This window comes from Nocardia sp. NPDC051321 (assembly GCF_044455225.1).
GTDB lineage: Bacteria > Actinomycetota > Actinomycetes > Mycobacteriales > Mycobacteriaceae > Nocardia.
Window position 1 is genome coordinate 104,628 of sequence record NZ_JBITEM010000009.1, and the last position, 18,979, is coordinate 123,606.

Consider the following 18,979-nt stretch of genomic DNA (forward strand, 5'->3'; position numbering starts at 1 on the left):
CAGCTCGGCAGGTCACTCTGCCCCGGACGCCGATGACAGGTGCCGATCACCAAGCGAACGGCCACCGCCGCCGCCGAGGCCAGCCGATCACGGCTGACGGCTGAACCGAGGGCAACAGTTCGGCTCGGCTCGTCCGCACCACGCGGACACCCCACCCCGGTTCCGGGGGCTGGACGGTGGTCCGGGCACACTCGATAGTCCTATGGTGAGCGAACGAAACGTCATGCTGCGGGTCCTGTGCGGGCTGCTGCTCTTGCTGGCTGTGGCCACGCCGGTGAGTGCGGCGGCGGAGCCGCTCGGTGTGCCGTTTCAGTGGAAGCAGGCGTTCATCGACGCACCGGACGGCACTCGCTTGCACGCGGACATTCTGCGAGCGGACGGTGTCTCCGATGACGTGCGCACGCCGGTGATTCTCACGGTCAGCCCGTACCGCGCGCACCTGGCCTACCTGAGTGAGCCACGGCTGGCGGGTGGTCCGTCTACCGACAACTTGCAGGCGGACATGTTCCTGCGGGCGGGATATACCTACGTCATCGTTGATCTGCGAGGGTTCGGCGGGTCGTCCGGCTGTCCGGATTTCGGCGGGCCCGGCGAACGGTCCGATGTCACCACCGCGGTGGAATGGGCCGCGAGCCAGCCTTGGTCCACCGGGAAAGTGGGCATGTTCGGTGTCTCCTATGAGGCATGGACCGGGTTGATGGGGTTGGCGGGCAAGCCGAAGGGGTTGGCGGCGGTGGCGTCGTTCGAACCGGTGGTCGATCCGTACTCGTATCTATATATGCAGGGGATCTCGTGGAAGTTCTCGGGGAAGCCGATCACCGAGAGTGGTGTGCGCCCAGCTGATTTCGCGGGGATGGAGCATTTGCTGATCGCGTCGACGCCGGGCCGCCCGGATGATTCGCCCGAATATCAGGCCGACGCGGCGCAATTGCCGTGGCAGTGCTATCAGCGGTATCTGACCGACATGACCAACCATGACGGTAATTCGCCCTTCTGGCGCGATCGTGACCTCATTCCCCGGTTGCGCGGCAACACGATTCCGCTGTTCCTCGGCCAAGGCTTCGTCGACTACAACACTCGCCCGTACCGGGTGTTCGACCTATGGAACGGTCTCGGCGCCGGTGAGCACAAAGCCTGGTTCGGTCAGTGGGGTCACCGCAGCTGCCACGACAAGTGCGACACACCGAATTTCGACACCGAGCTGCTCGCCTTCTTCGACAAGCATGTCGCGGGCCGTGACGTGCAGGTACCGGGACCACGAATCACGGTGGGCCAGTTCGACGGTCGCTGGCGCGCCGAAACCGCTTGGCCGCCTGCCGATGCCACCCGGGTGCCGGTCGAGCTGCGCCCCGGCGGCTACACCGATCGCGGACTGCTGCCCGGACCGGACCGCGAATTCTGGTCCGTCTCCGAACCTTTGGCCCAGGACCAACACCTGTCCGGCCTGCCGTCGGTGTCGCTGCACGTGCGTGGACCCGCCAATGCCACGGTCGCCGTGGAGCTTTACGACATCGGGCCCGACCAACTGGCCACCGTCATCACCCGCGGCATCGCGCCCATCACCACAGACACCGCCGAAGTCCGCCTGCTCGCCCAGGATTGGCCGATCCCGGCGGGCCACCGGATCGGTGTGCGCATCACCGACGTTGTCGACGACGTGTGGTCGCACTCCCCCGCCTTCGCCCCGGTCACCGTGACCGAGGCCCACCTCGAACTCCCGATGCTGACCGCGCCACGCACGCCCGACCTGCCGGGTGGGGCCACCGAGGGCATCGTGAAGTGGCGAAACGAGAAGACCATACCGGTAAGCCCCGGCATGCTGAACAATGCGATGGTGTCCATGAATTTGCCGAACCGTACCGGTGATCGATGACGGACCCCGTCGACGACCGCACCGCCGAGCGCCTTGCCGTCGCATTGCGCTGCGCGACGGTGTCCACCGACAATCGGGACGAGGTCGACGATCAGGCCTTCACCCAACTCTCGGCACACCTCGAGCAATCCTTCCCGCTGGTGCACGCCGAGCTCGAGCTGGAGCGATTCGGCCACAGCAGGCTCTACCGGTGGCAAGGCATCGAGCCTGCGGGCGTCTGCGCGATCCTGCTCGGACATCAGGATGTGGTGCCGGTCGACGACCCGCACCGCTGGACCCAGCCACCGTTCGCGGGCGTGGTCGACGACGAATTCATTTGGGGCCGTGGCGCGATCGACGACAAGAGCCGGGTGCTGGCGATCCTGGAGGCCGTCGAATCGGCGCTCGCCGACGGAATTCGCCCGCGGCGCACCATCTTTCTCGCCTTCGGTCACGATGAGGAGGTGTTCGGCGACGCAGGCGCGATGCGCATGGCTGACCGCCTTCGCGAACTCGGCGTGCACGCCGACCTGCTGCTCGATGAGGGCGGCATGATCACCGAGGGCGTCGCCGACGGTGTCGACCAGCCGGTGGCCAACATTATGCTCGGCGAAAAGGGTTATGCGACAGTGCAACTGTCGGTCAGCGAGGTGGGCGGCCATTCGTCCATGCCTGGCAAGCAGACCGCGGTCGGCCGGATCGCCCGCGCGGTGAGCCGCATCCAGGACCATCCGATGCCGCTGCGGATGACCCCGGTGACGGCCGACATGCTGGCCCGCTTGCGCCAGGCGATGCCCGCGTCGCGCCGCCACCTGCTCGGCGTGGCCGGCCTGGCCGCACCGCTGATCACCAGGGTGATGGCCATGCGGCCGCAGACCGAGGCGATGGTGCGCACGACAACGGCCCCCACGGTGATCCGCGGCGGCGTGAAGACCAACGTGCTCCCTCAGCATGCCGAGGCCTTCGTCAATTTCCGCATCCTGCCCGGCGATTCGGTCCGGTCGGTCCTGGCACACTGCCGGAAGGTGGTGCGCGACAACGGCGTGCACATCGAGGCGGAAGGGATGGCGTCCGAACCAACGGTGAACAGCCAACCCGGCCCCGAGTTCGAACTGATCGCGGATATCGCCAGGGCGATGGTGCCTGGCACCCTCGTCACCACCGGCATTGTCCCCGGCGCCACCGACTCGCGGCACTATCACGACCTCGCGCGCACCCGCTGCAACTTTGCCCCGATCGTGCTCTGCGAACGCGATCTGGCCTCGATCCACGGAACCGACGAGCGCCTGTCCCGTCTCAACTACGCTCGACTCATCGAGTTCAACCGCAGGCTGATCGCGCAGTTCGCGCAGTCGCCGAACACCGCGCCGCAGACGTCAGGAGCCGATGCATGACCGCCGAGCCCGAGGCGACCGGAAATTCTGAGCCGCAGTCACCTGACGTCGCGCCCAGCAGCACCACAGCGGGTACCGACGCCGAGCAGAGAAGAACCTCAGCGGGCACCGACGCCGAACCGACCAACGCCACATCGGCTACCGACACCGAGCTGAGCGGCAACGCAGAAGGCACCGACGCCGAGCCAAGCAGCGCCACAGCAAGTACCGACACCGAACCGAGCAGCGTCATAGCGGACACCAGGCCCAGCGACGACGCCCAGCCGCAACCCAGCGCCGCGCCTCAGGCAGACACCGTCGAATCAGCGACCGGCGATGACGCGGCCGCCCCGCAGATCCACACCGAAACCGGCCGGTTCGACGGCACCGGTAGCGGAATCGCCTGGCGCGCATGGCTTCCTGACTCACCAGCCCGCGCCGTGATCGTCCTCGTGCACGGCGTAGCCGAGCATTCCGGCCGCTACGTCCACGTCGGCCAGCGCCTTGCCGCCGCCGATTTCGCCGTCTACGCCCTCGATCACATCGGCCACGGCAAATCCGCGGGCAACAAGGCCAATATCGAGTCGATGGACGGCGCCGCCGACAACGTGGCCGCCATGCTCGACATCGCGACCCGCGAACATCCCGGCGTGCCGCGCTTCCTCATCGGCCATTCGATGGGCAGCCTCATCGTGCTGCACCTGGCCACCCGCGCACCGATCGACGTCACCGGCATCGTGCTCTCCGCACCGCCGCTCGATATCTCCGCGGGCAACGCCGTGCAACGCGCGCTCGCCCCGGTGCTCAGCAGGCTCACTCCGAATCTCGGTGTCCTGCAACTGGATTCCTCAGAGATCAGCCGTGACCCCGCGGTCAGGCGCGCCTACGACAACGACCCACTGGTGTACCGAGGCAAGCTTCCGGCCCGCACCGCCACCGAGATCCTCAACACCACCGTCCTGGTGAAGGGCCGCCTGGCCGAGCTCACCGTCCCGCTGCTGGTGCTGCACGGCACCGCCGACGCACTGGCCGCGCCGTCGAGCACCGACCTCATCGAGCACGGCGCGGGCTCGAAGGATCTGACCGCGATCCGCTACGAGGGCCTCTACCACGAGATCTTCAACGAACCCGAGCAGGACAAGGTGCTCGGCGACGTGGTGGACTGGCTGGAAGCGCACGTTACCGGCAAGTAAGATTCGGGGATGGGAACCACCGGATCCGTCGCGTTCATTCGCGCCAGCTGGCACAGCGCCATCGTCGACAAGGCATACGAGGGCTTCACCGCCGAGTACGCCGGTCTCGGCTACGACCGGGCCGCCGTCGAGGTCTTCGATGTGCCTGGCGCGTTCGAGATCCCGCTGCACGCGCAGCGCCTCGCCCGCTCGGGCAGGTACGCGGCGGTGGTCGCGGCGGCACTGGTCGTGGACGGCGGCATCTACCGGCACGATTTCGTCGCGTCCGCGGTGATCGACGGCCTGATGCGGGTGCAGCTGGACACCGACGTTCCGGTGTTCTCGGTCGTGCTGACCCCGCACCACTTCCACGAGCACAGCGAGCACGTCTCGTATTTCACCGAGCACTTCGTGACCAAGGGAGCCGAGGCCGCCCGCGCGCTGGCGACGACGCTTACCTCCCTGCGGTCGCTGCCGGTGTAGCGGTTACTTGTAGCGGGACAGGCAGGCCTGCTCGCCCTCCAGCACGCCGGTACGGAACGCCTCCACGCGCTGATAGCCGCTCGGCACCATCTTGCCGTTCACGTCGCTGGCCGCGAGGCCGTCGCTGAGCAGCTCGGAGACGGCCTCGTCGAGATCACCGGCGGACAGGCGGGGGTCGCTACGCGGCTCGCTCAGCTTGGTCGTCACCACGCCGGACAGGCAGGCGGTGCGCAGTCCCGCGGTCTCCGCACCGGTCAGGCCGAGCTTGCGATCGTTCTGCACCGCAAGGACATACCGCGACACGAAGATGATGAACGCGTTGTAATCGCCGTTCACCGCCGCCGAGAGCGGATCCTCTTCGCCCTTGGCGGGTGCGCCGCGCTTGGCCAGCGCCCGCACGTCGGTACCGATCTTATTCGTGCTTGGACAGTACGAAACCGGTTCGGTAGCAGCGACGTTCGAGCAGTTCTTCGGGACGCCCGTGTAGTCGAACTGCGGCTTCCTTCCGGTCGGGAAGATGGTGGTGAGCGCCTGGCTCACGCTGTTCAACGACTCGGCGGTCACCGGAAGCTGCTCGAACTCCTCACCCGGCTCGAACGACACCGGCAGCGTGCCGCGGCGTTGCGCGATCTGCTGGGTGGTGATCGACTTGCAGCCTTGCGCACCGTCCGAATAACCGATCTGTACCGCGGTCACCCGCTCGAACGCCGAACCGTGCGCGTTCTTCGAATCGCTCGGATCCTGGTCGCGAATGGCCACCGTGGCGCCGAGGACCGCGTTGAGTCCATCGGTGGTGTTCAACGTGAAGTGCGCCGAATTCCCTTCTGCCACATGCCGTAAGAACACCCCGGCCAAACAGTCGGCCTGCTGCTCGAGCACCAGCGTCGGCGTCCGCATACCGGCGAGCCTGGCCTGCCCCTGAATGGCGTGACCGTATTCATGCGCGAGCACCATCACCACGGCCATCTCGCCGAACTTCCGCACCACCGCGGGCAACAGCACGCCACGGTCCCAGCCGATGGTGTGGTCGAGACCGCAATAGGCCGCGTTCACCACGTGATAGGTGGACTCGCCGCAGAACTGGATCGCCTGTCGCTTTGGCGCGGCCGCGTCCCAGGAGTTGAAGACAGACACCGGCGTGAATGTGCCGGGAAAGTCCTTCGGGTAGGCCGCGGTCCAGTACTCCTGTAGATCGGCGATGGTGTTCAGCGCGAGCTTGTCGTACTTGCCGCCGTCACCGTTGATCGCGGCGAGCGGCGCGTCCGGCACCCCCTTGCGCGGACCGTTCGGCCCGGTGGCCGTCATCGACCCGGCGACTTCCCACATGGTCTCGCCACTGGGCGCCTTGGCATTCGGCGCGGTCGGGTTCTGCACGCCCTTGCCGCACCCGGCCAGTGCCGCGCCGAACAGCACGAGCACGGCCACCACCCCGTACCGCAGCCGTTGTGTACTCATCATCCACGGGCCTCCCCGACTACGGTGCGCACTTCGCGCACTCAGGCCCGGAGAGCGAGGCCGCCGAGCGTTCTCACGGTAATCGCCGCGCACCCCGCGCGCGCATCACCAACGGTCGAAAGACCTACGCGCGCTGACCCGTACAGCACCGTGCCTGCGAGATCAATTCAACCGCACCCTGGCGATCAACGCGCGGTGATCGGACCCGGGAACACTCAACGTGCGCACCTGCTGCGCGGTCGCGTCGGCGAGCAGGATGTGGTCGATGCCGATGATCGGCCCCCAGGAGCGGTCGTTGGGGAACGTCGGCAGTAAGCCCGCCCCCACCTGGTCGGCCGCCGACTCGAAGCGGCCGTGCAGCAGTTCGCGATAGGCCGCGTGATCGCGGGTCGCGTTGAAGTCCGCACCGACGATCGCCGGACCCTGTTGCGCGTCAAGGATTTCGCGAATCCTGGGCATCTCGACGAGCCAGTCGGAAAAGTTGAACGGGGGCGGAATCGGGTGGAAGGCGAACACGGTGATCGGCCCTCGCTCAGGGTGATCCATGATCGCGGACACCTGATTCAGCACGAAGCCGTCATATTTCTTGGTGTCCCGCAACGGATATCGGCTGTAGATGCCGGTGCCGCCACCGCCGTCGGCGGTCGGCTGAAGGTAGGAGTACGGCAGCTGCTCGCCGAGTTGCGCGGCGGCCAGCCGATCGACCGCGCTCTTCGTCAGTTCGTCCACGGTGAGCACGTCGATCCGGTTGTCCCGCACCGCCCGCACCACCGCATCGACATCCGCCTGCCCGAACAGCAGGTTCGACTGCATCACCATCACCTCGGGACCACTGGCCGCCCGGCTCTCCGGGACGAACGTGGGCACCAGCGTCCACAGCACGACACCCACCAGCACCCCGGCCGCGCCCGCGCTGCGCCAACCACGCGCGGCCAGGAAGATCACCAACCCGACCAGCGCACCGATCATCAGGTACGAGGCCCCCGACTGCAACAGGACCAACGACCGATCTTGCCAAGCTCCGAAATGCAGTACGACCCCGACGACCCCAACCGCCAGCGCGCACCAACCCACCCCGAGCACCACTCGCTTCAACCATTTCGGCATGCCATGACCCTAGGTGGCGGATGTGGAGATGCTGTGCGCCGACCGTGGAGGTCCCGGGCGATCGCACCGGAAGCCCTGATCAGCGGACCACAGCTCTGCCGATCCAGGATCTGTCGTCTTCCTGAAGTCCGCCGCCTAGAATGCACCGCAGGCGTCGGAGGAGGGCCGGATGTACGTCGAAGAGTTTCGCGTGGCTGGACCGCTTACCGCCGACTGCGCCGAAGAACTTCTGCTGGCCATGATCGGGTATACCTCGCGGATCACGGTAAGTAGCAATGGACGCAGCGTAAACGCGCCCCTACTGCCGACCTGCTTGGACGTGCTGCGACTGCGGACGGGCAGCGTGGTGACGGTGACCGTCGAGCACGGGCACCGCCCCGAAATCGACGAAGACCGCCTGGCGCTGCGCGAGTTCGCCGACCGCTTCCAGGCGCTCACCGGTGGGCAAATCCCCTAGCGCACAGGCACATCCCTCGTCCCCACGACGGATACCTGTCCGTGGGGTGCCTGTGCGCCAGGGAAATCAGGGCCCGGTCATCAGATCGATCAGAGCCGCGGTGTCGGTGATCAACGAGCCACCCGCGAATTCCAAAGTGGCGTAGGACCTTTGCGCGGCCATCGGATGTCCCGCACCGCACGCGTCGGTGACCATGATCGGCAGGTAGCCGAGGTCGAGGCTGTGCCGGACGGTGGGTTCGATGCCGACCTCCATGGCGATACCCGCGATCGCGTAGGAGTCGATGCCGCAGTCGCGCAACGCGATATCAAGGGGTGTCGCGGCGAAGGCGGACATGGTGATCTTGTCGAAAACGACCTCGTCCGAGCTGGGGGTCAGTTCAGGTACGAGCTGGTATTGCGGCGATCCCTGCGGAAAGCTGGCGTGCAACTCGTCCAGGTCGTCCACCCGCTGCCATTGCATGGCGGTACGCAGTTGCGAAACGCCGGAGGCGGCGATCGGCAGCGACACGTGCCGGGTATAGAAGACCCGAAACCCGTTGGCCCGAGCAGCATCTCGCAGCCGCACGCACGCTTGCACGATCTTGTCGCCGTCGGCAACCTGACCGACGATGCCGACCTGCATGTCGTAGATCAGCACCGCCATCCGGGTGGGATCGCAGGCATCCGCGACGGTTTGCGGAATGCGGAGTCCGAAGGCGTTTCGCATGGTAGCGCCTCACTTGGTCCGGTCGTAGGGCTCGGCGACGTCGACCTTCGGGTCCATCAGCGCCTCCAGCGGCAGCGGGGCCTGCACCGGAACGTAGGTCCACTCCAGATAACCGGCCTTGGTGAGCGGGAAGTCGGCGACGTACCGCTGCGCCTCCTCGACGCTGTCCACCTCGAACACGATCACCACCCCCGGCTCGTCGGCGCGCGCGTAGTTCTCCCGCACGATGCCCGCCTTCCACAGCCGCCACACGTTGGCGACCTCCTCGGGCAGGTACGGGTTGATCGTTGCCAAGGTCACGCCGGGCTTGAAACGGTCGAAAACAATGACCTTCATAGGGATTCGGACTCCATGTCTGCGGTAGGGAGTAAGGACTCCCGTCCATGGAATCGCGATGATTACAGTGTTACAAGAACGCACTTTTTAGTGAGTACCCGGAGGTGAGCGATGGTCGAGAAGCGCTACCACTGCGCGGTGGAGGTGACCGTCGACCTCATCGGCGGCAAGTGGAAGCCGGTAATCCTCGCCCACCTCAAGGAGGGTGTGCGCCGCTACGGCGAGCTGCGCAGGCTGATGCCGACGACCAGCGAGAAGATGCTCGTCCAGCAGTTACGTGAACTGGCGGCCGACGGACTGGTCCGCCGCACCGTCTTCGACACCGTGCCACCGCAGGTCGAATACGACCTCACCGACGAAGGCTGGACCCTCGTCCCGGCCCTCACCGCCCTCTACGAGTGGGGCGAAAAACGCGCTGAACGAACAGGTCTACTGATCGAGCCCGCGCCGTCGATCGCGAACTGAGCGCGGCCCGCCCTACTGGCCGAAGACGCGCTCCACCACCGCTTTCGCGCGACGGGTCACGCGCATGTAGTGGTCGAGGAACTCGCTGCCGTCGTCGTTGGGCCAGCCTGCCACCCTGGCGACCGCGGACAACAACCGGCCAGGACCGGGTAGCTGGTCGGCGGGTTTGCCGCGCACCAAAACCAGTGCGTTGCGGGCCTTGGTCGCGGTGAGCCACGCGTCACGCAGCAGCGCGACATCGGAGGGGTCGAGCAGCTTGGTCTCCTCGATGACGTTGAGCGACTCCAACGTCGACGTGTTGTGCAGGCCGAGCACATCGTGCGCGTAACGCAGCTGCATCAGCTGAACGGTCCACTCGATATCGGCGAGACCGCCGCGGCCAAGCTTGGTGTGGGTGGCCGGGTTGGCGTTGCGGGGTAGTCGTTCGGCGTCGATGCGGGCCTTGATCCGGCGGATCTCGCGCACCGCTTCGGCCGACACCCCGCCCGCCGGGTAGCGCACCTTGTCGATGACGTGCAGGAAGCGCACGCCGAGCCGCTGGTCGCCGGCGACCTGATGGGCCCGCAGCAGCGCCTGCACCTCCCACGACTGCGCCCACTGCTGGTAGTAGGCGTCGTAGGCGGCCAGCGTGCGGACCAGCGCGCCGTTGCGTCCCTCGGGTCGCAGCCCGGCGTCCACCAGCAGCGGCGGGTCGGTGCTCGGCGCGCCGAGCAGCTTCTGCACCTTGTCGGCGACGCTGATCGCCCACTTCACGGCCTTGGTCTCGTCCTCGCCGGGGCGGGGATCGCAGACGAACAGCACGTCGGCGTCGGATCCGTAGCCGAGTTCCTTGCCGCCGAGCCTGCCCATGCCGATCACCGCGAAGTCGGCGGGCGCGGGCGCGCCCAGCTCCGCCTCGCTGGCCCGAATCACCGCCGCGAGTGAGGCTTCCAGCACCGCGACCCACACCGAGGACAGCGCACGGCAGACCTGTTCGACGTCGAGCATGCCGAGCAGATCGGCCGAGGCGACGCGGGCCAGCTCGTGCCTGCGCAGCGAACGTGCCGCGCCAACAGCACGTTTCGGGTCGTTGTAGCGGGCCGCGGCCGTCATGATGCCGCGGGCGACATCTTCGGGCTGCGGGCTGAGCAGCAACGGACCGCCCGGCCCGTCGGCGTACATGCGGATGGTGTCCGGCGCGTTGATCAGCAGATCTGGCAGGTACTCCGAGGAGCCGAGCACGATCATCAGCCGCTGCGCGATGGCGCCCTCGTCGCGCAGCTCGCGCAGGAACCAGGTCTGGTCGCCGAGCCCCTCCGACACCCGCCGGTAGGCGAGCAGGCCCGCGTCGGGATTCGGTGTCTCGCCGAGCCATTCGAGCAGGGTCGGCAGCAGCAGCGCCTGGATCCGGCCCTTGCGCGACACCCCCCTGGTGAGCGCCTCGAGGTGCCCGAGTGCGTGTTCGGGGGCCTGGTAGCCGAGCGCGGCCAACTGCCGGACCGCCGCGTCGGGGCTGAGCCGCAGCGCCTCTGGTTCCAGCTTGACCACCGATTCGAGCAGCGGCCGGTAGAACAGCTTGGCGTGTAATCGCCGCACCCGCACGGCATTCCGGCGGATCTCGGCGGCCAGCACGCCGACGGCGTCCTGCCTGCCGTCCGGCCGGATGTGCGCGGCGCGGGCCAGCCAGCGCATGCCCTCCTCGTCATCGGAGGCCGGCAAGGTGTGCGTGCGCCGCAATCGCTGCAGTTGCAGGCGGTGTTCGAGTAGTCGCAGAAACTCGTACGACGCAGTGAGATTCGCGGCATCGTCGCGGCCGATATAGCCACCGGCGGCCAATGCCGTCAGCGCCTCGACGGTGCCCTGCACGTGCAGCGACTCGTCCACCCTGCCGTGCACCAATTGCAGGAGCTGGACGGCGAATTCGACGTCGCGCAGGCTGCCGTGCCCCAATTTCAGCTCGCGCTCCCGCATGTCGGCGGGCACCAGGTCTTCCACCCGGCGCCGCATCGCCTGCACGTCGGCGACGAAGTCGGGGCGCTCGGAAGCGGTCCACACCATCGGCATCAGCGCGTCTTTGTACTGCTGACCGAGTTCGAGGTCGCCGGTCATCGGCCGGTTCTTCAGCAGCGCCTGGAACTCCCAGGTCCGCGCCCACCGCTTGTAGTAGGCGACATGGGAATCCAGCGTGCGCACCAGCGCGCCCGCCTTGCCCTCCGGCCGCAGCGCCGCGTCGACCTCGAAGTAGGCCGCGCTGGCGACGCTCATCATCTCGGCAGCCAGCCGGGTCGCGGTGGCGTCGGCGGGTTCCGCGACGAACACCACGTCGACATCGCTGACGTAATTGAGCTCGCACGCACCGCTCTTGCCCATGGCGATCACCGCGAGCCGCACCGGTACCGGGCCGTCCTTGCACACCCGGGCCACCGCCACCGACAGTGCCGCGGTGAGCGCGGCATCGGCCAGCGCGGTCAGATGACGGCCGACCACCTGGTACGCAAGTACCGGTTCATTCTCGACGGTGGCCGCGAGGTCGAGCGCAGCGAGCAGCAGCAGCTGATCGCGATACCGCTTGCGCAGCAACGCGACCACCTCGGGTCCGGACTCACCGGCCCGGAACAGCAGTGGACCCGCATTGGGCCCTTCCTCCGGCACCGCGCGCACCGCGTCGAGCAGGTCGGCGATCAGTTCGTCGCGACTCGGCAGCTCCTTGCGGCGCAAGATCTGCCAGGCCGCCGGGTCGACGACGAGATGGTCGGCGAACGCGCTGGACGAGCCGAGCAACGCGAACAGCCTGCCGCGCAACGCCGTTTCCGCACGAATCGCCGAATCCAGTGCGGCCCAATCGTTTTCCATCCGCTCGCGCAATTTGACCAGCGTATTCAACGCCAGGTCGGCGTCGGGTGCGCGCGACAGCGCCCACAGCACGGGGATACTTTCGACGTTGTCCCAGCCCAATTCGTGCAGCGAGGCGGCGGCGGAGGGCTCGAGCAGACCGAGCCGACCGACACCGGGGACCGCGGAGCGGGCAGTCGGAGGGCGGACCATAGGTCTCAAATTACATGGTCGCGGCTAACGACCCGCCCGTCCCTGGACATACATTCGGTTGCGGAAAGGCGGCGCTCGCTACAGGCCGAGATATTCCTTGAGCTCGTACGGCGTCACCTGGCTGCGGTAGTCGGCCCACTCCCGGCGCTTGTTGCGCAGGAAGAAGTCGAACACGTGCTCACCGAGGGTCTCGGCGACCAGTTCGGACCGCTCCATCGCCTGCAGCGCCTCGTCCAGCGTGCCGGGCAATTCACGGAAGCCCATCGCGCGCCGCTCGGCGACGGTCAGCGACCACACGTCGTCCTCGGCCTCCGGCGGCAGCGTGTAACCCTTCTCGATGCCGCGCAGACCGGCCGCGAGCAGCACCGCGAAGGTCAGGTAGGGGTTGCATGCCGAATCTGGGCTGCGGATCTCGACGCGACGCGAGGAGGACTTGTTCGGCGTGTACATCGGCACCCGCACCAGCGCGGACCGGTTCGACCGGCCCCACGAGGCCGCGGTCGGCGCCTCGCCGCCGTGGATGAGCCGCTTGTAGGAGTTCACCCACTGGTTGGTGATCGCGCTGATCTCCGGCGCGTGCTCCAGGATGCCCGCGATGAACGCCCGCGCGGTACTGGACAGATTGATCGGGTCGTCCGGATCGTGGAAGGCGTTCGCCTCGCCCTCGAACAGGCTCATGTGCGTGTGCATCGCCGAGCCCGGGTACTGGGCGAACGGCTTGGGCATGAACGTCGCGCGCACGCCCTCGTCGATGCCGACTTCCTTGATCAGGTAGCGGAAGGTCATCACGTTGTCGGCCATGGACAGCGCGTCGGCGTAGCGCAGGTCGATCTCCTGCTGACCGGGCGCGCCCTCGTGGTGGCTGAACTCGACCGAGATGCCCATCGACTCCAGCGCGTCGATCGCGTGCCTGCGGAAGTTGGGCGCCGAGTCGTGCACGGCCTGGTCGAAGAAGCCGCCGGAGTCGGCCGGGATCGGCTGCGAGCCGTCCACCGGGCCGTTTTCCAGCAGGAAGAACTCGATCTCGGGGTGCACGTAGCAGCTGAAGCCGACGTCGGCGGCCTTGTTCAGCTGGCGGCGCAGTACGTGCCGCGGGTCGGCCCAGGACGGCGAGCCGTCGGGCATGGTGATGTCGCAGAACATCCGCGCGGAATGCTGGTGGCCCTTGCTCGTCGCCCACGGCAAGACCTGGAAGGTGGACGGATCCGGGCGGGCGACCATGTCGGCCTCCGACACCCGGGCAAAGCCCTCGATGGCAGAGCCGTCGAAGCCGATGCCCTCCTCGAAAGCGCCCTCTAGCTCGGCGGGAGCGATGGCGACGGACTTGAGGTAACCAAGCACGTCGGTGAACCAGAGCCGCACGAAGCGGATATCCCGCTCTTCGAGCGTCCGCAGCACGAATTCCTTCTGGCGATCCATGTCCGCGAGAGTAAGCACCCGGCGTTAAATCCGTGTTACATACACGCTGAGTGTGCTGACCTTGTTGTGCGAATATGACATCACCGCAGGTCCGATCAGCAGGTAAGTCCCGGCGCCGGGTCGGTCAGGTCGACCAGATAGTCGATGACCGCGTTGTCCACGCACGACGATCCACCCGAGAGCGCGACCGTGTGCCTGTTGCCCTTGTAGGTCAGCAGCGAGGCACCCAGCTGGGCGGCCAGGTCCACGCCGGCCTGATACGGCGTCGCCGGGTCCTCGGTGGTCGACACGACCACCGTCTTCGGCAAGCCGGTCACCGTGATCCGGTGCGGCTCACTGGTATTCGGTACCGGCCAGACCGTGCACTGGTCCAGCGGGGCCGCGCCGGTGCCGCGACCGTCGTCGAGAAACGGCGCCGCCTTGCGGTATTCGATGTCCTGCTCGGCGGTGATGCCTCGGTCGCTGATGCGCGGATCGTCCACGCAGCGAATGGCGGTGAACGCGTCGGAGGTGTTGTTGTAGCTGCCGTCGTCGCGGCGGCCGTCGTACAGGTCGGCCAGTTGCAGCAGGGTGTCGCCGCGGCCGTCGCGCAGTTCGGACAGGCCGAGGGTGAGTACCGGCCACAGATCATTGGTATAGAGGGCTTGGCGTACGCCGGTGAGCGCGTCACCGTAGTTGAGGCCGCGCGGGTCGGTGGTCGGTACGGTCTTGTCCCACAACGGATTCACCAGTGCGCGGAAGCGCTGCACCGCCTGCGTCTTGTCGGTGCCGAGCGGGCAGTCCGCCTTGCCCGCGCAGTCCGCGGCATAGGCGTCGAACACCTTCTGGAAGCCCGCCGCCTGCCGCAGCGACTCCTGCACCGGATCCTGCGCGGAGTCGACGGCACCGTCCAGGACGAGGGCGCGCACATGGTCCGGGAACTTCTCGGCGTAGGCCGAACCGATCTTGGTGCCGTAGGAGTAGCCCAGGTAGCTGAGCTTCGCGTCACCGAGCGCGGCGCGCAGCACATCCATGTCCTGCACCACCTCGCGGGTGCCGACGCGGCTGAGGAAATCCTTGCCGGTGTGCTCCGTGCAGCGGTCCGCGTACTCCCGATTCTCGTTTTCCGCCGCGGCGATGCCCTCGGGCGTGTTGTCCTTCTGCGGCTCGGCCCGCTGGGCGTCCTGCTCCTGTGCGGTCTCGCAGACGATCGCCGGAGTCGAGGAGCCGACGCCGCGCGGGTCGAAGCCGACCCGGTCGAAGCGCTCGGCAAGGGGTGTCTTGTTGCCAAGCGACGACATGGTCAGGCCCGATTCCCCCGGCCCGCCCGGATTCATCAGCAGCGAGCCGATCTTCTTGCCGGACGCCTTGATCCGTGAGAGGGCGATCTGGGCGGTCGGCCCGTCCGGCGCCGAATAGTCGACCGGCACGGTGATCCGCGCACACTGCGCGCTCGGTGCGAAGCGATCGTCCGGTGAACCGAACCCGGTGCAGCTCCCCCACTGGACGGTCTGCGAGTAGAACTTCGCCAACTCCGCGGGCGCCGCAGGCATCGGCCCCGTCGGATGCCCGTCCACCGTGCACCCCGCCGCCACCAACGCCAGCACCGCAACCATCAGCGCCCCGCGCCCACTCCGAACCAAACCCATCCACAGATACTGACACCTCCCCTCCCCGCCACAGACAACGCACCGGTCACAAACCCATTCCTCCGTCCACTCGACGTAGCGAGCGTGCACCTGACGCAGGTTGCAACCTGCGTCAAGAGGACGAACCGTGCGTCAAGTGCGGCTGGGATGTGAGCAATCGCATCGTGGGAAAGGGTTAATTCGGCCTGGTGGGGGGTGGCAGACTGGGGTTTGTCAGATGAACCCGGGGACCCGGATGGGCCCCGAGGAGACAGCAGACGAAAGGGACGAAGATGTCCGTATCCGATTCGGAAACCCCTGCCTACGGTGCGGCACCCAGCCAGGCCAAGAAGGCTATGCGTAAGACCCGGGTGCAGCACCTGCAGCAGATGAAGGCCGACGGGCAGCGCTGGGCGATGCTCACCGCGTACGACTATTCCTCGGCCCGGATATTCGAGGAGGCGGGCATCCCGGTGCTGCTCGTCGGCGACTCGGCCGCCAACGTGGTCTACGGCTACGACACCACCGTGCCGATCACCGTGGACGAGCTGCTCCCGCTGGTCCGCGGCGTGGTGCGCGGCGCACCGCACGCGCTGGTGGTGGCCGACCTGCCGTTCGGCACCTACGAGTCCTCCGCGCAGCAGGCGCTGGCCACCGCGACCCGCTTCATGAAGGAGGGCCAGGCGCAGGCGGTGAAGTTCGAGGGCGGTGAGCGGGTCGCCGAGCAGATCGCGCTGATCACCGCCGCGGGCATTCCGGTGATGGCGCACATCGGGTTCACCCCGCAGAGCGTCAACACCCTCGGCGGGTTCCGCGTGCAGGGTCGCGGCGACGGCGCCGAGCAGCTCATCGCCGACGCCATCGCGGTCCAGGAGGCCGGTGCGTTCGCCGTGGTCATGGAGATGGTGCCGGCCGAGCTGGCCGCGCAGGCCACCCGCAAGCTGACCATCCCCACCGTCGGCATCGGCGCCGGCGTGGAAACCGATGCGCAGGTGCTGGTCTGGCAGGACATGGCCGGATACACCAGCGGCAAGACCGCTAAGTTCGTCAAGCGGTTCGGCAATGTCGGTGATGAACTGCGCACCGCCGCGGCGGCCTACGCTGATGAGGTAGCCCGGGGCACCTACCCCGGGCCCGAACACAGCTTTTAGATCGACGCCATGGAGTAACGATGACCGGCCGAGCAGTGCACGCCCCCGCCGCACTGCTCGGCCAGCCGGTCGAACCGTTGCTCGATTGGGCGGCGAGCGTGCTCAAGGCACAAGAGGTCGAAGTCACCGGCACACCGACGATCACCCGCCGTCGCGCCTGGTCGCTGACCGTCCGCATCCCGACCGAGACCGGCCCGGTGTGGGCGAAGGCCAACGCCCGCGCCTTCGCCCACGAGGGACCTCTGATCCAGCTGCTCGCCCGTCTTCGTCCCGGTAGCGTGCTGGAACCCCTTGCGGTGCAACAGGAGCACGGCTGGCTGCTGAGTCCGCACGGCGGGGACACCGCGCGCGACACCGACGCCGAATGGTCCGGGCTGCTCCGCTCCTACGCCGGCCTCCAGCAGTCCCTCGCTGGGCACATCGACGACCTGATCGCCACCGGCACCCCTTACCTGCCGCCCACCCGGCTCGGCACGATCTACCGCCACTTCGAGCCGCGCGTCCCCCGCCTCGGCCGCCGCATCGAGGAGGCCGCCGCCGAACTGGCCGACTACGGCAGGCTCACCATCGAACACAACGACGTCCACCCCGGCAACGTCTTCGCGGGCACCGGACGACTGTTCGACTGGGGCGATGCCGTGATCACCCACCCCTTCCTCTCCCATCGCATCCTGCACAACCCGCATCGCGACGCCTACTTCGCGCACTGGGGCCCGATTTCCGCCGCCGAGATCGCCCTCGCCGAACGCCTCGCCCCGTTGATCGCGCTCAACCCATGGCGCACCATCGACACCTCCATCCCTCGCTTCGCCCGCTGCGTCGAAGCACTGCTGGACGAACTGCGCGTCGCGTTCCGATAGACACACAGTCCGGGCCGTTGCCGCGAATCAATGGCAGACTCGATGCGGACATTCGCGATAGAAGTTGAGGTACAGATGCGGCACAGCCGTTGGATTTCACGCAGCACGCTGCTGCTGGCGGGCGTTTTCGCCGCCGCAGCACTGACCGCATGCGGAAGCGAGTCGAACCCGGCTCCGACCGGGAGCTCGAGCTCGACAACGGGCTCGGCGACGGCGACCACCAAGCCGGGTGGCACCGCAGGCACGAACAAGCCTGCCCCGCCGGTGATCTCCGATGCGGCCTCCGCCCAGCTCTGCGACATGATCAAGCCCGAGCTGTCGAACTGGCGGGTGCAGGGTCCAACGCTCGGCAAGATCGGGCTCAACGCGCTGGTGCACGAGTGGGCGCTGCGCAACGGCGGCATCAACGGCGCGGTGCTGGCCGACAAGCCGATCGTCGATCGTCTCACCACCAAGAGCTGCCCCGACGTGCACCAGGAGGCAATCCAGGCGCTGGAGCTCCCCGATCTGGCCTCGGGACTGGCGTTCTGATGGGCGGCACACAGTTAGGGACGCTGTACCCCGAGATCGAGGCCTACGACTCCGGCAAGCTCGACGTCGGCGACGGCCAGTCGATGTACTGGGAGGTCAGCGGCAACCCGGACGGCAAGCCGGTGGTCTTTCTGCACGGCGGCCCCGGCGGCGGCACCGCACCGGCCCAGCGGCGGTTCTTCGACCCGGCGGCCTACCGGATCGTGCTGTTCGATCAGCGCGGCTGCGGGCGCTCCACGCCGCACCTCGCCGACGATCCGAGCTTGGCGACCAACACCACCCAGCATCTGATCGCCGACATCGAGGCGCTGCGAATCCATCTCGGCATCGAGCGCTGGCAGGTGTTCGGCGGCTCGTGGGGTTCGACCCTCGCGCTCGCCTACGCCGAGACCTATCCGGATCGGGTCACCGAACTGGTGCTGCGCGGCATCTTCCTGTTGCGCCGCAAAGAAATCGACTGGTACTACAACGGCGCCGCGGGCTACGTGTATCCCGACGAGTGGGAGAAATACCTCGCGCCGGTGCCGGAAGCCGAGCGAGGCGAGGACCTGGTCGAGGTCTATCACCGACTGCTGCACTCGGCCGACGAGGAGGTCGCGCTCGCGGCCGCCGTCGCCTGGTCCACGTGGGAGGGAGCGACGAGTTCGCTGCTGCCGCAACCGGATCGGGTCGCCGAATCCGCCGATCCGCGGTTCGCGCTCGCCTTCGCGCGGATCGAGAACCACTACTTCCGCAATCACGCCTTCCTCGACGAGGGCCAGCTGCTGCGCGACGCCGACACCATCGCGCACATTCCCACCGTCATCGTGCAGGGCCGCCACGACATCGTCTGCCCCACCGTGAGCGCCTGGGATCTGCACAAGGCCTTGCCCGGTTCGGAGCTGCACATCGTCGAGGACGCCGGACATGCCTCCTTCGAGCCCGGCATCACGCATCATTTGATCGAGGCCACCGATAGATTCGCGAAAACGGGGTAACC

At 67.4% G+C, this 18,979-nt stretch carries 17 protein-coding genes; 10 read left to right on the top strand and 7 right to left on the bottom strand.

From position 1 onward, the window contains the following. The first annotated feature begins 202 nt into the window (after window positions 1-202). The 4 genes from ACIA8C_RS22385 to ACIA8C_RS22400 are packed head-to-tail and all read left to right on the top strand — an operon-like array spanning window position 203 to window position 4,880. Complete coding sequence (locus ACIA8C_RS22385; RefSeq protein WP_397137613.1) at window positions 203-1,873, top strand: CocE/NonD family hydrolase; 1,671 nt, start codon at window positions 203-205, stop codon at window positions 1,871-1,873. Continuing rightward, window positions 1,870-3,246: a M20/M25/M40 family metallo-hydrolase gene (locus tag ACIA8C_RS22390; RefSeq protein ID WP_397137615.1), complete on the top strand. Its 1,377-nt coding sequence runs from the start codon at window positions 1,870-1,872 to the stop codon at window positions 3,244-3,246. The genes ACIA8C_RS22385 and ACIA8C_RS22390 overlap by 4 nt, the downstream gene beginning before the upstream one ends. Further along, the gene (locus ACIA8C_RS22395) at window positions 3,243-4,418 is read left to right on the top strand and encodes an alpha/beta fold hydrolase (protein ID WP_397137617.1); all 1,176 of its coding nucleotides are present in this window, start codon (window positions 3,243-3,245) and stop codon (window positions 4,416-4,418) included. Before ACIA8C_RS22390 ends, ACIA8C_RS22395 begins: the two co-directional genes overlap by 4 nt. A gap of 9 nt (window positions 4,419-4,427) precedes the next feature. Continuing rightward, window positions 4,428-4,880, top strand: a complete 453-nt coding sequence (locus tag ACIA8C_RS22400) for a 6,7-dimethyl-8-ribityllumazine synthase (protein ID WP_397137619.1) — start codon at window positions 4,428-4,430, stop codon at window positions 4,878-4,880. Window positions 4,881-4,883: 3 nt separating this feature from the next. On the opposite strand, the gene ACIA8C_RS22405 is transcribed toward ACIA8C_RS22400, so the two are convergent. Next, on the bottom strand, window positions 4,884-6,338 hold the full coding sequence (locus tag ACIA8C_RS22405; protein WP_397137621.1) for a metallopeptidase: 1,455 nt from the start codon (window positions 6,336-6,338) through the stop codon (window positions 4,884-4,886). 159 nt (window positions 6,339-6,497) lie between these two features. Further along, window positions 6,498-7,442: an endonuclease/exonuclease/phosphatase family protein gene (locus tag ACIA8C_RS22410; protein ID WP_397137623.1), complete on the bottom strand. Its 945-nt coding sequence runs from the start codon at window positions 7,440-7,442 to the stop codon at window positions 6,498-6,500. Window positions 7,443-7,632: 190 nt separating this feature from the next. Here ACIA8C_RS22410 and ACIA8C_RS22415 point away from each other — a divergent pair, with 190 nt between their 5' ends. After that, window positions 7,633-7,899 carry a hypothetical protein gene (locus ACIA8C_RS22415; protein WP_397137625.1) on the top strand — a complete coding sequence of 89 codons (267 nt, stop codon included), beginning with the start codon at window positions 7,633-7,635 and terminating at the stop codon, window positions 7,897-7,899. A 66-nt stretch (window positions 7,900-7,965) separates the two neighbouring features. Here the strand turns inward: ACIA8C_RS22415 and ACIA8C_RS22420 are convergent, their stop codons facing one another. Both ACIA8C_RS22420 and ACIA8C_RS22425 read right to left on the bottom strand, forming a co-directional pair. After that, window positions 7,966-8,607 carry a cysteine hydrolase gene (locus tag ACIA8C_RS22420; protein ID WP_397137627.1) on the bottom strand — a complete coding sequence of 214 codons (642 nt, stop codon included), beginning with the start codon at window positions 8,605-8,607 and terminating at the stop codon, window positions 7,966-7,968. A 9-nt stretch (window positions 8,608-8,616) separates the two neighbouring features. Next, entirely contained in the window at window positions 8,617-8,943 is a 327-nt protein-coding gene (locus tag ACIA8C_RS22425; protein ID WP_397137629.1) for a hypothetical protein, read from the bottom strand. Between the two features lie 111 nt (window positions 8,944-9,054). Here ACIA8C_RS22425 and ACIA8C_RS22430 point away from each other — a divergent pair, with 111 nt between their 5' ends. After that, window positions 9,055-9,408: a winged helix-turn-helix transcriptional regulator gene (locus ACIA8C_RS22430; protein ID WP_397137631.1), complete on the top strand. Its 354-nt coding sequence runs from the start codon at window positions 9,055-9,057 to the stop codon at window positions 9,406-9,408. Window positions 9,409-9,420: 12 nt separating this feature from the next. On the opposite strand, the gene ACIA8C_RS22435 is transcribed toward ACIA8C_RS22430, so the two are convergent. The 3 genes from ACIA8C_RS22435 to ACIA8C_RS22445 all read right to left on the bottom strand — a co-directional run bounded on the left by ACIA8C_RS22435 (window position 9,421) and on the right by ACIA8C_RS22445 (window position 15,479). Beyond that, complete coding sequence (locus ACIA8C_RS22435) at window positions 9,421-12,432, bottom strand: bifunctional [glutamine synthetase] adenylyltransferase/[glutamine synthetase]-adenylyl-L-tyrosine phosphorylase (protein ID WP_397137633.1); 3,012 nt, start codon at window positions 12,430-12,432, stop codon at window positions 9,421-9,423. Window positions 12,433-12,510: 78 nt separating this feature from the next. After that, window positions 12,511-13,851: a glutamine synthetase family protein gene (locus ACIA8C_RS22440; RefSeq protein ID WP_107655058.1), complete on the bottom strand. Its 1,341-nt coding sequence runs from the start codon at window positions 13,849-13,851 to the stop codon at window positions 12,511-12,513. 95 nt (window positions 13,852-13,946) lie between these two features. After that, window positions 13,947-15,479 carry an alpha/beta hydrolase gene (locus ACIA8C_RS22445; RefSeq protein ID WP_397137635.1) on the bottom strand — a complete coding sequence of 511 codons (1,533 nt, stop codon included), beginning with the start codon at window positions 15,477-15,479 and terminating at the stop codon, window positions 13,947-13,949. A 272-nt stretch (window positions 15,480-15,751) separates the two neighbouring features. Between ACIA8C_RS22445 and panB the strand changes: the two genes are divergently transcribed. The 4 genes from panB (at window position 15,752) to pip (ending at window position 18,977) form a co-directional block, all read left to right on the top strand. After that, window positions 15,752-16,609 carry a 3-methyl-2-oxobutanoate hydroxymethyltransferase gene (panB, locus tag ACIA8C_RS22450; protein WP_397137637.1) on the top strand — a complete coding sequence of 286 codons (858 nt, stop codon included), beginning with the start codon at window positions 15,752-15,754 and terminating at the stop codon, window positions 16,607-16,609. Between the two features lie 20 nt (window positions 16,610-16,629). After that, window positions 16,630-17,469 (top strand): phosphotransferase, encoded by an 840-nt coding sequence (locus ACIA8C_RS22455; protein WP_397137639.1) that lies wholly within the window; start codon window positions 16,630-16,632, stop codon window positions 17,467-17,469. A 75-nt stretch (window positions 17,470-17,544) separates the two neighbouring features. Next, window positions 17,545-18,000: a hypothetical protein gene (locus tag ACIA8C_RS22460; RefSeq protein ID WP_397137641.1), complete on the top strand. Its 456-nt coding sequence runs from the start codon at window positions 17,545-17,547 to the stop codon at window positions 17,998-18,000. After that, window positions 18,000-18,977 carry a prolyl aminopeptidase gene (pip, locus tag ACIA8C_RS22465; RefSeq protein ID WP_397137643.1) on the top strand — a complete coding sequence of 326 codons (978 nt, stop codon included), beginning with the start codon at window positions 18,000-18,002 and terminating at the stop codon, window positions 18,975-18,977. The genes ACIA8C_RS22460 and pip overlap by 1 nt, the downstream gene beginning before the upstream one ends. The last annotated feature ends 2 nt before the right edge of the window (window positions 18,978-18,979 follow it).

Bases quoted from the DNA above. Each gene is read 5' to 3' on its own strand.
- ACIA8C_RS22390 (WP_397137615.1), top strand. From the start codon at position 1,870: ATGACGGACCCCGTCGACGACCGCACCGCCGAGCGCCTTGCCGTCGCA.
- ACIA8C_RS22435 (WP_397137633.1), bottom strand. From the start codon at position 12,432: ATGGTCCGCCCTCCGACTGCCCGCTCCGCGGTCCCCGGTGTCGGTCGG.
- ACIA8C_RS22385 (WP_397137613.1), top strand. From the start codon at position 203: ATGGTGAGCGAACGAAACGTCATGCTGCGGGTCCTGTGCGGGCTGCTG.
- pip (WP_397137643.1), top strand. From the start codon at position 18,000: ATGGGCGGCACACAGTTAGGGACGCTGTACCCCGAGATCGAGGCCTAC.
- ACIA8C_RS22440 (WP_107655058.1), bottom strand. From the start codon at position 13,851: ATGGATCGCCAGAAGGAATTCGTGCTGCGGACGCTCGAAGAGCGGGAT.
- ACIA8C_RS22455 (WP_397137639.1), top strand. From the start codon at position 16,630: ATGACCGGCCGAGCAGTGCACGCCCCCGCCGCACTGCTCGGCCAGCCG.
- ACIA8C_RS22395 (WP_397137617.1), top strand. From the start codon at position 3,243: ATGACCGCCGAGCCCGAGGCGACCGGAAATTCTGAGCCGCAGTCACCT.
- ACIA8C_RS22410 (WP_397137623.1), bottom strand. From the start codon at position 7,442: ATGCCGAAATGGTTGAAGCGAGTGGTGCTCGGGGTGGGTTGGTGCGCG.
- ACIA8C_RS22425 (WP_397137629.1), bottom strand. From the start codon at position 8,943: ATGAAGGTCATTGTTTTCGACCGTTTCAAGCCCGGCGTGACCTTGGCA.
- ACIA8C_RS22445 (WP_397137635.1), bottom strand. From the start codon at position 15,479: ATGGGTTTGGTTCGGAGTGGGCGCGGGGCGCTGATGGTTGCGGTGCTG.
- ACIA8C_RS22420 (WP_397137627.1), bottom strand. From the start codon at position 8,607: ATGCGAAACGCCTTCGGACTCCGCATTCCGCAAACCGTCGCGGATGCC.
- panB (WP_397137637.1), top strand. From the start codon at position 15,752: ATGTCCGTATCCGATTCGGAAACCCCTGCCTACGGTGCGGCACCCAGC.
- ACIA8C_RS22430 (WP_397137631.1), top strand. From the start codon at position 9,055: ATGGTCGAGAAGCGCTACCACTGCGCGGTGGAGGTGACCGTCGACCTC.
- ACIA8C_RS22400 (WP_397137619.1), top strand. From the start codon at position 4,428: ATGGGAACCACCGGATCCGTCGCGTTCATTCGCGCCAGCTGGCACAGC.
- ACIA8C_RS22405 (WP_397137621.1), bottom strand. From the start codon at position 6,338: ATGATGAGTACACAACGGCTGCGGTACGGGGTGGTGGCCGTGCTCGTG.
- ACIA8C_RS22460 (WP_397137641.1), top strand. From the start codon at position 17,545: ATGCGGCACAGCCGTTGGATTTCACGCAGCACGCTGCTGCTGGCGGGC.